This is a genomic window from Streptomyces sp. NPDC048297, from assembly GCF_043201585.1.
GTDB lineage: Bacteria > Actinomycetota > Actinomycetes > Streptomycetales > Streptomycetaceae > Streptomyces.
Window position 1 is genome coordinate 278,024 of record NZ_JBICZA010000001.1, and the last position, 12,301, is coordinate 290,324.

9 protein-coding genes and 1 pseudogene are annotated in these 12,301 nt (G+C 70.3%); 9 read left to right on the plus strand and 1 reads right to left on the minus strand.

Annotated features, from left to right (window positions below):
• The first annotated feature begins 100 nt into the window (after positions 1-100).
• The 9 genes and pseudogenes from ruvC (at position 101) to ACGFYV_RS01325 (ending at position 10,869) form a co-directional block, all read left to right on the plus strand.
• Positions 101-640 (plus strand): crossover junction endodeoxyribonuclease RuvC, encoded by a 540-nt coding sequence (gene ruvC / locus ACGFYV_RS01285; protein WP_393876244.1) that lies wholly within the window; start codon positions 101-103, stop codon positions 638-640.
• Complete coding sequence (ruvA, locus tag ACGFYV_RS01290) at positions 637-1,242, plus strand: Holliday junction branch migration protein RuvA (protein ID WP_393876245.1); 606 nt, start codon at positions 637-639, stop codon at positions 1,240-1,242. The genes ruvC and ruvA overlap by 4 nt, the downstream gene beginning before the upstream one ends.
• 28 nt (positions 1,243-1,270) lie before the next feature.
• Positions 1,271-2,362, plus strand: a complete 1,092-nt coding sequence (ruvB, locus tag ACGFYV_RS01295) for a Holliday junction branch migration DNA helicase RuvB (RefSeq protein ID WP_393876246.1) — start codon at positions 1,271-1,273, stop codon at positions 2,360-2,362.
• 178 nt (positions 2,363-2,540) lie between these two features.
• Positions 2,541-3,074 carry a preprotein translocase subunit YajC gene (gene yajC / locus ACGFYV_RS01300; protein ID WP_393876247.1) on the plus strand — a complete coding sequence of 178 codons (534 nt, stop codon included), beginning with the start codon at positions 2,541-2,543 and terminating at the stop codon, positions 3,072-3,074.
• A gap of 142 nt (positions 3,075-3,216) precedes the next feature.
• Positions 3,217-5,007, plus strand: a complete 1,791-nt coding sequence (gene secD, locus ACGFYV_RS01305) for a protein translocase subunit SecD (RefSeq protein WP_393876248.1) — start codon at positions 3,217-3,219, stop codon at positions 5,005-5,007.
• Between the two features lie 4 nt (positions 5,008-5,011).
• Positions 5,012-6,115, plus strand: a complete 1,104-nt coding sequence (secF, locus tag ACGFYV_RS01310) for a protein translocase subunit SecF (protein ID WP_393876249.1) — start codon at positions 5,012-5,014, stop codon at positions 6,113-6,115.
• Complete coding sequence (locus tag ACGFYV_RS01315) at positions 6,112-6,651, plus strand: adenine phosphoribosyltransferase (protein ID WP_393876250.1); 540 nt, start codon at positions 6,112-6,114, stop codon at positions 6,649-6,651. The genes secF and ACGFYV_RS01315 overlap by 4 nt, the downstream gene beginning before the upstream one ends.
• Positions 6,652-6,965: 314 nt before the next feature.
• Positions 6,966-9,485: a RelA/SpoT family protein gene (locus ACGFYV_RS01320; RefSeq protein WP_393876251.1), complete on the plus strand. Its 2,520-nt coding sequence runs from the start codon at positions 6,966-6,968 to the stop codon at positions 9,483-9,485.
• 123 nt (positions 9,486-9,608) lie between these two features.
• Positions 9,609-10,869: pseudogene (locus tag ACGFYV_RS01325) on the plus strand (IS30 family transposase).
• An 80-nt stretch (positions 10,870-10,949) separates the two neighbouring features.
• On the opposite strand, the gene ACGFYV_RS01330 reads toward ACGFYV_RS01325, so the two are convergent.
• Positions 10,950-12,179, minus strand: coding sequence for a DUF349 domain-containing protein (locus ACGFYV_RS01330; RefSeq protein ID WP_393876252.1), 1,230 nt, complete (start codon positions 12,177-12,179; stop codon positions 10,950-10,952).
• Positions 12,180-12,301: the final 122 nt, after the last annotated feature.

The window sequence follows — 12,301 nt, forward strand, 5'->3', positions numbered from 1 at the left end:
ACCGCCCACGGACCGCAACCATCGATTGAGGAACCACGACGGTGCTCAGCCAGGTCCGCGAGAGCGGCGGCGGTTTAGCCGCAAAGAGGGAGGGGGCGCGGTGCGGGTATTGGGGGTGGATCCCGGGCTGACGCGGTGCGGTGTCGGCGTGGTCGAGGGGGTCGCGGGCCGGCCGCTCACCATGCTCGGCGTGGGCGTCGTCCGTACGCCCGCGGACGCGGACCTGAGCCACCGGCTGCTCGCCGTCGAGCGGGGCCTCGAAGAGTGGCTGGACACGCACCGGCCCGACGTCGTCGCCGTCGAGCGCGTCTTCAGCCAGCACAACGTGCGCACGGTCATGGGCACCGCCCAGGCCAGCGCCGTCGCCATGCTGTGCGCCGCCCGGCGCGGCATGCCGGTCGCCCTGCACACGCCGAGCGAGGTCAAGGCCGCCGTCACCGGCAGCGGACGGGCCGACAAGGCGCAGGTCGGCGCCATGGTCACCCGGCTGCTGAGGCTCTCCGCGCCGCCCAGACCGGCCGACGCCGCGGACGCCCTCGCGCTCGCCATCTGCCACATCTGGCGCGCCCCTGCCCACAACCGGCTCCAGCAGGCGGTCGCCCGCCACACAGTCAACGCAACGAAAGGCCGTACGGCATGATCGCCTTCGTCAGCGGCACGGTCGCCGCGCTCGCCCCCGACGCCGCGGTCGTCGAGGTCGGCGGTGTCGGCATGGCCGTCCAGTGCACGCCGAACACGCTGTCCACGCTCCGCACGGGCCGGCCCGCCAAGCTGCACACCTCCCTCGTGGTGCGCGAGGACTCGCTGACCCTGTACGGCTTCGCCGATGACGACGAGCGGCAGGTCTTCGAGCTGCTGCAGACCGCGAGCGGGGTAGGCCCGCGTCTGGCCCAGGCGATGCTCGCCGTGCACACCCCGGACGCCCTGCGCCGCGCCGTCGCCACCGGTGACGAGAAGGCCCTCACCGCGGTCCCCGGCATCGGCAAGAAGGGCGCGCAGAAGCTGCTGCTGGAGCTGAAGGACCGGCTCGGCGCGCCCACCGGCGCCCCCGCCGTCGCCGCCCCGGCCGGCCAGGCCTGGCGCGACCAGCTGCACGCGGCCCTCATCGGCCTCGGCTACGCCACCCGCGAGGCCGACGAGGCCGTCTCCGCGGTGGCCCCCCAGGCCGAGGCCGCGGCCGGCACCCCCCAGGTGGGCCAGCTGCTGAAAGCCGCCCTGCAGACCCTGAACCGCGCCCGCTGACCTGCGCCACCCAGCTAGGAGTACCTCAGTGAACTGGGACGACACGACCGACACCTCCGCCGAGGAGCGGTTCGTTGACCCCGCCGAGCGGCTGGTGGACTCGGTCGCGGGACGGGAGGACCAGGCCGTCGAGGCGGCCCTTCGCCCGAAGGACCTCGGCGAGTTCATCGGCCAGGAGAAGGTCCGCGAACAGCTCGACCTCGTCCTGCGCGCCGCACGCGCACGCGGCGCCACCGCCGACCATGTGCTGCTCTCCGGCGCCCCCGGCCTGGGCAAGACCACCCTGTCGATGATCATCGCGGCCGAGATGGGCGCCCCCATCCGCATCACCTCGGGCCCCGCCATCCAGCACGCCGGCGACCTCGCCGCGATCCTCTCGTCCCTCCAGGAGGGCGAGGTCCTCTTCCTCGACGAGATCCACCGCATGTCCCGGCCCGCCGAGGAGATGCTCTACATGGCGATGGAGGACTTCCGCGTCGACGTGATCGTCGGCAAGGGACCCGGCGCCACCGCCATCCCCCTGGAGCTGCCCCCGTTCACCCTGGTCGGCGCCACCACGCGCGCGGGCCTGCTGCCGCCCCCGCTGCGCGACCGCTTCGGCTTCACCGCGCACATGGAGTTCTACGAGCCGACCGAGCTGGAGCGGGTCCTGCACCGCTCGGCCGGCCTCCTCGACGTCGAGGTCGACGCGCCCGGCGCCGCCGAGATCGCCGGCCGTTCCCGGGGCACGCCCCGCATCGCCAACCGCCTGCTGCGCCGGGTGCGCGACTACGCCCAGGTCAAGGCGGACGGACTGATCACCCGCGAGATCGCCGCGGCGGCCCTCGCCGTCTACGAGGTGGACGAGCGTGGCCTCGACCGTCTGGACCGGGCCGTCCTGGAGGCGCTGCTGAAGCTCTTCGGCGGCGGTCCGGTGGGTCTGTCGACGCTCGCGGTCGCGGTGGGGGAGGAGCGCGAGACCGTCGAGGAGGTCGCCGAACCCTTCCTGGTACGCGAGGGACTGCTCGCCCGCACTCCGCGTGGCCGGGTCGCCACGCCCGCGGCATGGGCGCATCTCGGCCTGACCGCACCAGGCTCGTCAGCTGCGGGAAACGGACAACAGGACCTGTTCGGGGCGTGACGGCGCCACGGTGACGACGGCATTGGCGGGGTCAGGAACCCAGGTGCCATGCTGAGCGTTGTTCCATGCACGCGGACTCGCTTAGACTCCGCCGATGCCGCCCGTGAGGGCGGCGCCGACCAACCCCCATCAAACAGGCCGCTCTCACCGCGCGGTCGCGCGAAGGAAATTCCGTCCCGTGAATACCTTGACCCTTCTCCCGTTCATCGTGCTCATCGCGGCCATGTTCCTGATGACGCGCTCGGCGAAGAAGAAGCAGCAGCAGGCCGCGAACATGCGGAACGAGATGCAGCCCGGATCCGGTGTCCGCACCATCGGGGGCATGTACGCCACGGTCAAGGAGGTCAACGAGGACACGGTCCTCCTCGACGCCGGCCCTGGCATCGATCTCCTCTTCGCCAAGAACGCCATCGGCGCCGTCCTCTCCGACGACGAGTACAACCGCATCGTCCACGGCATCGAGCACGACCTGAAGTCCGACATCGTCCCGGACGACATCTCCTCCCTCACCGAGAGCGACACGGCCGACGCCGCTGCCGCCGCCTCCGACGACAAGGCCGTCGACCTCGGTAAGAAGGACGCCGTCGAGGACAAGGCCGTCGAGGACAAGGCCGTCGAGGACAAGGCGGCCGAGAACAAGGCCCCCGAGGCCGCCGAGGCGAAGGCCGAGGAAGAGCCGAAGAGGACCGACGGCGACTCCGACGCGAAGTAGTCACGTCCCGGGGCGGCGCCGCGCGGCCTGACCGCGCGGCACGTGCCCCGGGCGCTTCTGTTTCCCGCAGAGGAACCCGACACCATGTCATGGCCGACCGCGCCGACCGGGCGCCGAGCGGCCCGAGAGGGAGTACGAGAAGGTGGCAGCACCTAAGAGGGGCCGGAGCTCGAGCGCCCAGAGCAAGCCAGGGCGCTCGCTGGCCCTCATCCTGATCGCCATCGTGGCGCTCACCGGGGGGATGTTCCTCTCCGGAAACACCACTCCGCGTCTCGGCATCGACCTTGCCGGTGGTACGAGCATCACGCTCAAGGCGAAGGCCGACCAGGGGTCGGCGATCAACAAGGCCAACATGGACACCGCGGTCGACATCATGAACCGCCGTGTCAACGGCCTTGGCGTCTCCGAGGCGGAGGTGCAGACCCAGGGGAACGACCACATCATCGTCAACATCCCCAAGGGCACCAACTCCAAGGAGGCCCAGCAGCAGGTCGGCACCACCGCCAAGCTGTACTTCCGCCCGGTCCTCGCCAGCGAGCCCACCGGCGCGGCGGCGAACCCGTCGCCGAGCGCCTCCCCCAGCGGCAGCGGCTCCCCGAGCCCGTCCGGCAGCGCGTCCGCGAGCCCGACCGGCAACACCTCCTCGGGCCAGAAGGCGTCCACGCCCACCGCGACGGCCTCCGCCACCTCGCAGGGCCGCGCCGTCACGGACGCCCTGAAGGCCGACACCACGCCGTCGCCCTCGGCCACCGCGAGCGCCCCGGCCTCCGGTTCCCCCGCGAACCCGTCCGCGACGCCCTCCGGCAACGCCGACACCAGCAAGCTCCAGGCCGAGTACGCCGCCCTGGACTGCTCCAAGCCCGCCGACCGCGCGAAGGCCGGCACCAGCGCCAAGCCCGGCGAGCCCACCGTGGCCTGCGGCGAGGTCGACAAGGTCTGGTACAAGTACCTGCTCGGACCGGCCGCCGTGGACGGCACCGACGTGAAGAAGGCCCAGGCGGTCTTCGACACCCAGGGTGCCGCCGGCTGGCAGGTCCAGATGAACTTCACCTCGGGCGGGTCCAAGAAGTTCGCGGACATCACCGGCCAGCTGGCCAAGAACCAGCAGCCGCAGAACGAGTTCGCCATCGTCCTCGACGGCAACGTCGTCTCCAGCCCGTACGTGCAGAGCGCCATCACGGGTGGCCAGGCGGAGATCACCGGCAGGTTCACGCAGACGGAGGCGCAGAGCCTGTCCAACATGCTGTCCTACGGTGCCCTGCCGCTCTCCTTCAAGGAGGAGACCGTCACCACGGTGACCGCCGCGCTCGGCGGTGAGCAGCTGCACGCCGGTCTGCTCGCCGGCGCCATCGGCCTCGCCCTCGTCGTGATCTACCTGGTCGCCTACTACCGCGGCCTGTCGCTCGTGGCCATGGCCTCCCTGCTGGTCTCGGCGATCCTCACCTACGTGCTCATGTCGCTGCTCGGCCCGGCCATCGGCTTCGCGCTGAACCTGCCGGCCGTCTGCGGTGCCATCGTTGCCATCGGTATCACCGCGGACTCGTTCATCGTGTACTTCGAACGCATCCGGGACGAGATCCGCGAGGGCCGCTCGCTGCGCCCCGCCGTCGAGCGGGCCTGGCCGCGTGCCCGGCGCACCATCCTGGTCTCCGACTTCGTGTCGTTCCTCGCCGCCGCCGTGCTGTTCATCGTCACCGTCGGCAAGGTGCAGGGCTTCGCGTTCACGCTCGGCCTGACCACCGTGCTCGACGTGGTCGTCGTCTTCTTCTTCACCAAGCCGCTCATGACCCTGCTCGCCCGCCGCACGTTCTTCGCGAACGGCCACAAGTGGTCCGGGCTCGACCCCAAGAGCCTGGGCGCCAAGCCGCCGCTGCGCCGTACCCGCCGTCCCGCCGGTCCTGCCGCCGGCTCCGTCGACCCGAAGGAGGCGTGAGCGAATGTCGAAACTCGGCAACCTCGGCGCCCGGCTGCACCGCGGCGAGATCAGCTACGACTTCGTCGGCAAGCGCAAGATCTGGTACGGCATCTCCATCCTGATCACCATCACGGCCATCGTCGGCCTGGCGGTGCGCGGCCTGAACATGGGCATCGAGTTCCAGGGCGGAGCGGTCTTCACGACGCCGACGGGCATGAGCACCTCCGTCGCCCAGGCGGAGGGATACGCCAAGGACGCCTCGGGCCACGAGGCCGTCGTGCAGAAGCTCGGCAACGGCAGCCTGCGCATCCAGATCGCGGGCATCGACACCGACAAGTCCGACCAGATCAAGCAGACGCTGGCCAAGGACCTCAGCCTCAACCCCGAGAAGCTGAACGCCGACCTGGTCGGCCCCAGCTGGGGTGAGCAGATCGCCAGCAAGGCCTGGCAGGGCCTGGGCATCTTCATGGTGCTCGTGGTGATCTACCTGGCCATCGCCTTCGAGTGGCGCATGGCCATCGCGGCCCTCGTCGCGCTGATCCACGACATCACCATCACGACCGGCATCTACGCCCTCGTCGGCTTCGAGGTCACGCCCGGCACGGTCATCGGTCTGCTGACGATCCTCGGTTACTCGCTCTACGACACGGTCGTCGTCTTCGACAGCCTCAAGGAGCAGACGAAGGACATCACCAAGCAGACCCGCTTCACCTACAGCGACATCGCCAACATGTCGATCAACGGCACGCTGGTGCGCTCCATCAACACCACCGTGGTCGCCCTGCTGCCCGTGGCGGGCCTGCTGTTCATCGGCGGCGGCTTCCTCGGCGCCGGCACGCTGAACGACATCTCGCTGTCGCTGTTCGTCGGCCTCGCGGCCGGTGCGTACTCCTCGATCTTCATCGCCACGCCGCTCGTCGCCGACCTCAAGGAGCGCGAGCCGGAGATGAAGGCGCTGCGCAAGCGGGTCCTGGCCAAGCGGGCGCAGGCCGGCACCGAGGCGGACAACGCGGACCTCCGCACCGCCGGCGGTGCCGACGACGCCACGCCCGCCGTGGTGGGTCCGCGCGACCAGACCGCCCCCCGCAACCGTGGACGCGGCCGCACCTCGGGCAAGCGCCGATGACCGGCATCCAGGAACTGCTGCTCAGCCGCATCCGCGATGTGGCCGACTACCCGGAGCAGGGCGTGATGTTCAAGGACATCACCCCGCTCCTGGCGGACCCGGCCGCGTTCACGGCGCTGACCGACGCGCTGGCCGCGATCGCCGCGAAGACCGGGGCGACCAAGGTCGTCGGGCTGGAGGCGCGGGGATTCATCCTGGGCGCGCCGGTGGCCGTGCGGGCCGGGCTCGGGTTCATCCCCGTCCGCAAGGCGGGCAAGCTCCCCGGAGCGACGCTGCGGCAGGCCTACGAGCTGGAGTACGGGTCGGCCGAGATCGAGGTGCACGCGGAGGACCTGACCTCCGACGACCGTGTGCTGATCGTCGACGACGTGCTGGCCACCGGGGGTACGGCCGAGGCCGCGATCCAGCTGATCCAGCGGGCCGGGGCCGAGGTGTCCGGGCTCGCGGTGCTGATGGAGCTGGGCTTCCTCGGCGGCCGGGCGCGGCTGGACCCCGCGCTGGACGGGGCCCCGCTGGAGGCGCTGCTCCAGGTCTGAGCGCGATGTGCTCCAGGTCTGAGCGCGATGTGCTCCAGGTCTGAGCGCGATGTGCTCCAGGTCTGAGCGCGATGTGCGCACAGCGAACGGCCCCGGCTCAGCCGGGGCCGTTCGGCGTTTCGCGCCCCTTCCGGCCCCTTTCGGCCACCGGTACGACACCTCTCGGCCGTTCGCAGGAATCCCTTCCCGACCCCCGGCGTTTCACTGGCAGCGGGTTCTCACATTCGCCTGAAGGCGATGACGAGCGCCGGGATCGCTACCATGGGGTCTCCGGAGCCTGACCGGGGGACCCGGATCGCGCACGAGGAGCCCTCTTGCCAGACGAGGCCCAGCCACTGACCGCCGCCAAGCCCGAGCCTGCCTCGGCCTCCGCGGTGAAGCCCGCGCCGAACGCTTCCGAAGCGAAGAACGACACCCGCGGGACGGTCGAGCACGCCCAGTCCGCGCCCGTCGAGAAGACCTCGGACACCGCGCGGCCCAAACCTGCCCCTCCCGTGCGCCCGGCCGCCGTCCAGCCCGCCCCCCGCTCCGGCTCCTCCAACCGCGTCCGCGCCCGCCTCGCCCGCCTCGGCGTGCAGCGCGCGAACCCGTACAACCCCGTTCTCGAACCGCTGCTGCGCATAGTGCGCAGCAACGACCCGAAGATCGAGAACTCGACCCTGCGGCAGGTCGAGCGCGCCTACCAGGTCGCCGAGCGCTGGCACCGCGGCCAGAAGCGCAAGAGCGGCGACCCGTACATCACGCATCCGCTCGCCGTGACCACCATCCTCGCCGAGCTGGGCATGGACCCGGCCACGCTGATGGCCGGGCTGCTGCACGACACCGTCGAGGACACCGAGTACGGCCTCGACCAGCTGCGCCGCGACTTCGGCGACACGGTCGCGCTGCTCGTCGACGGCGTCACCAAGCTCGACAAGGTCAAGTTCGGCGAGGCCGCGCAGGCGGAGACCGTGCGCAAGATGGTCGTCGCCATGGCCAAGGACCCGCGCGTCCTGGTCATCAAGCTCGCCGACCGCCTGCACAACATGCGCACCATGCGGTACCTCAAGCGCGAGAAGCAGGAGAAGAAGGCGCGCGAGACGCTGGAGATCTACGCGCCCCTCGCCCACCGCCTTGGCATGAACACCATCAAGTGGGAGCTGGAGGACCTCGCTTTCGCGATCCTCTACCCCAAGATGTACGACGAGATCGTGCGGCTCGTCGCCGAGCGGGCGCCCAAGCGCGACGAGTACCTCGCCATAGTGACCGACGAGGTCCAGACCGACCTGCGCGCCGCCCGTATCAAGGCGACCGTCACCGGCCGCCCGAAGCACTACTACAGCGTCTACCAGAAGATGATCGTCCGCGGCCGTGACTTCGCGGAGATCTACGACCTGGTGGGGATCCGTGTCCTGGTCGACACGGTCCGCGACTGCTACGCCGCCCTCGGCACCGTGCACGCGCGATGGAACCCGGTCCCCGGCCGGTTCAAGGACTACATCGCGATGCCCAAGTTCAACATGTACCAGTCGCTGCACACGACGGTCATCGGACCCAACGGCAAGCCCGTCGAGCTGCAGATCCGCACGTTCGACATGCACCGGCGCGCGGAGTACGGCATCGCCGCGCACTGGAAGTACAAGCAGGAGGCCGTCGCCGGCGCCTCCAAGGTCCGTACCGACGTGCCCAGGTCGTCCGGCAAGGGCAAGGACGACCACCTCAACGACATGGCGTGGCTGCGCCAGCTGCTCGACTGGCAGAAGGAGACCGAGGACCCCAGCGAGTTCCTGGAGTCCCTGCGCTTCGACCTGTCGCGCAACGAGGTCTTCGTCTTCACCCCGAAGGGCGACGTCATAGCGCTCCCGGCCGGGGCCACCCCGGTCGACTTCGCCTACGCCGTCCACACCGAGGTCGGCCACCGCACCATAGGGGCGCGGGTCAACGGCCGTCTCGTACCGCTCGAATCCACCCTGGACAACGGCGACCTGGTGGAGGTGTTCACCTCCAAGGCGACCGGCGCGGGACCGTCCCGCGACTGGCTCGGCTTCGTCAAGTCACCGCGCGCCCGCAACAAGATCCGCGCCTGGTTCTCCAAGGAGCGCCGCGACGAGGCGATCGAGCAGGGCAAGGACGCCATCGTCCGGGCCATGCGCAAGCAGAACCTGCCGATCCAGCGCATCCTCACCGGCGACTCCCTGGTCACGCTCGCGCACGAGATGCGCTACTCGGACATCTCCGCGCTGTACGCGGCGATCGGCGAGGGCCATGTGTCCGCACCGAACATCGTCCAGAAGCTCGTCTCGGCGCTCGGCGGCGAGGAGGCGGCCACCGAGGAGATCGACGAAGCGGTGCCGCCCACGCGCACGCGTGGCCGCAAGCGCCGCTCCAGCTCCGACCCGGGCGTCGTGGTCAAGGGCGTCGACGACGTGTGGGTGAAGCTGGCCCGCTGCTGCACGCCGGTCCCCGGCGACCCGATCATCGGCTTCGTCACCCGGGGCAGCGGTGTCTCGGTCCACCGCAGCGACTGCGTCAACGTGGACTCCCTGTCCCGCGAGCCGGAGCGCATCCTCGACGTCGAGTGGGCGCCCACGCAGTCCTCGGTCTTCCTGGTCGCCATCCAGGTCGAGGCCCTGGACCGCTCCCGGCTGCTGTCGGACGTCACCCGCGTCCTGTCCGACCAGCACGTCAACATCCTCTCCGCGGCCGTCCAGACGTCCCGGGACCGCGTGGCCACCTCCCGCTTCACGTTCGAGATGGGCGACCCGAAGCACCTCGGCCACGTCCTGAAGGCCGTGCGTGGAGTGGAGGGCGTGTACGACGTCTACCGCGTGACTTCGGGCCGCAGCCGGTCGTGACGGCGCATCCGAACAGGCCGTAGAAACCGGTCGTCACAAACCGGTCGTCACAGCGCATGGGAAAAGGGCCCCGGTCCCCTTCAGTTCTAGTGGTCGTTGCAACACCCCAGTTCAAGGGGTGCGATGGACTTCGAGATCCGCAAGGACAGGAAGCAACGGGGGCCCAGGCCGCTGACCCGGGAGCGGGCCGCATACTTCCAGCTCATGGAGCAGGGCTACAGCACCCGGGAGGCGGCCCGGATCGTCGGCATCGATCGCCGTACGGGCAAGAAGTGGCGCAACGGTCACCAAAAGGGCCGCAAGGCGGTTCCTCCGATCTACCCGGAGTACGGGCATGGGCCCGGGGCTCCGCAGGATTCGGAGGAACCGCCTTGCGGGCCATCGCGGTACTTGCAGGAGCGCGACCGCATCCACATCGCTGACCGGCTGCGTGAGAAGGCGTCGATTCGGCAGATCGCCGCCGAGCTGGGCCGCAGCCCGTCCACCATCAGCCGCGAGATACGCCGCAACCGGCGCACCATGCCCAAGGGGGGGCTGGTACTACCGGCCGCACACCGCCCAGGCCCGAGCCGATGCCCGCCGTCCCCGCCCGAAGACCGGCAAGATCGGCCAGAACCCGGAGCTGCGGGACTTCATCCAGCACCACCTCACAATGCGGTGGAGCCCCGAGCAGATCTGCCACGCTCTGCGGGCACGCTTCCCCGACCGGCCGGAGATGCACGTGACCCACGAGACGATCTACCAGGCCCTCTACATCCAGGGCCGCGGAGAACTGCGCCGGGAACTGACCCGCGCTCTTCGCACCGGCCGGGCCCGCCGGCGCCCGCACCGCCAGGCCCACAAGCGCACCTCCCGCGCAATCAAGGACATGGTCCTGATCAGCGAACGTCCCGCCGAAGCCGAGGACCGGGCCGTCCCCGGCCACTGGGAAGGCGACCTCATCATCGGCAAGGACGGGCGCTCAGCTATCGGCACGCTGGTCGAGCGGTCCACCCGCTACGTGATGCTCGTGCACCTGCCGGTCGGCCACAGCGCCCTCGCGACCCGCAACGCGCTCGCCACCACCGTCCAGACCCTCCCGCCGCATCTGTGGCGTTCCCTGACCTGGGACCAGGGCTCAGAGATGGCCGCCCACCGCGCGTTCACCGTTGCCACCGACATCCCGGTCTACTTCTGCGACCCGGCCAGCCCCTGGCAGCGCGGCTCCAACGAGAACACCAACGGCCTGCTTCGGCAGTACTTCCCCAAAGGCACCGACCTCAGCGGCCACACCCCCGAGCGTCTGGAGGCCGTGGCCGCAGAACTCAACAGCCGCCCACGCAAAACGCTCGGCTGGGAAACCCCAGCCGAGCGCCTCGCTAAGCTACTGGACCTAGCCAGCTGACCAGCAGTGTTGCAACGACCCCTCGAATTCGCGCACGTACGGGGCCCTTTCCCATGCACACATGCGGAGTGAGGGGAACCTCAGCCGCCGAACTCCTGAAGACCCTTCAGAGCCTGGTCCAGAAGCGCCTGGCGGCCCTCCAGCTCCCGCTCCAGCTTGTCGGCCCGTGCGTTGTTGCCCTGGGCGCGCGCCTGCTCGACCTGGCCCCGCAGCTTGTCCACGGCGGCCTGGAGCTGACCGGTCAGACCCTCGGCACGCGCGCGTGCCTCCGGGTTCGTCCGGCGCCACTCGGCCTCCTCGGCCTCCTGGAGGGCCCGCTCGATCGTGTGCATCCGGCCCTCGACCTTCGGACGCGCGTCCCGCGGGACGTGACCGATGGCCTCCCAGCGCTCGTTGATCGAGCGGAAGGCCGCCCGCGCACCCTTCAGGTCCGCGATCGGCAGGAGCTTCTCGGCCTCCTCGGCCAGCTCCTCCTTCAGCTTGAGGTTCTCGGACTGCTCCGCGTCCCGCTCGGCGAACACCGAGCTGCGCGCCGCGAAGAACACGTCCTGGGCGCCGCGGAAACGGTTCCACAGGTCGTCCTCGTGCTCACGCTGGGCACGGCCGGCGGCCTTCCACTCGGCCATCAGCTCGCGGTAGCGGGCCGCCGTCGGACCCCAGTCCGTCGAAGCGGACAGGGACTCGGCCTCGCCGACCAGGCGCTCCTTGGTCCGGCGGGCCTCCTCGCGCTGCGCGTCCAGCTGCGCGAAGTGCCCCTTGCGACGCTTGGAGAACGCCGACCGGGCGTGCGAGAAGCGGTGCCACAGCTCGTCGTCGGACTTGCGGTCCAGCCGCGGCAGCCCCTTCCAGGTGTCCACCAGGGCGCGCAGCCGCTCACCGGCGGCCCGCCACTGGTCGGACTGCGCCAGCTGCTCGGCCTCGGTGACCAGGTCCTCCTTGGCCTGGCGGGCCTCGTCGGACTGCTTGGCGCGCTGCGCCTTGCGCTCCTCACGCCGGGATTCGACCGTCGCCACGAGTTTGTCGAGACGGGTCCGCAGAGCGTTCAGGTCGCCGACCGCGTGGTGCGCCTCCACCTGCTCGCGCAGGTGGTCGATCGCGGTCTGGGCATCCTTCGCCGACAGGTCGGTGGTCTGCACTCGCTTCTCGAGGAGGCCGATCTCGACAACCAGGCCCTCGTACTTGCGTTCGAAGTAGGCAAGCGCCTCCTCAGGGGAGCCTGCCGCCCAGGAACCGACGACCTGCTCGCCGTCGGCCGTACGCACGTACACGGTCCCCGTCTCGTCGACGCGGCCCCACGGGTCGCTGCTCACAGCGCCTCCTCCACATGATGCCGTGCGGGGTGCCTCCCGGCCCCCGGGCATCGTCCACAGTTTTCGTCACGGCCAACATAGGCGACCAGCGGGCGGCCTGTCCGCATCCAGCGCGACCGAAA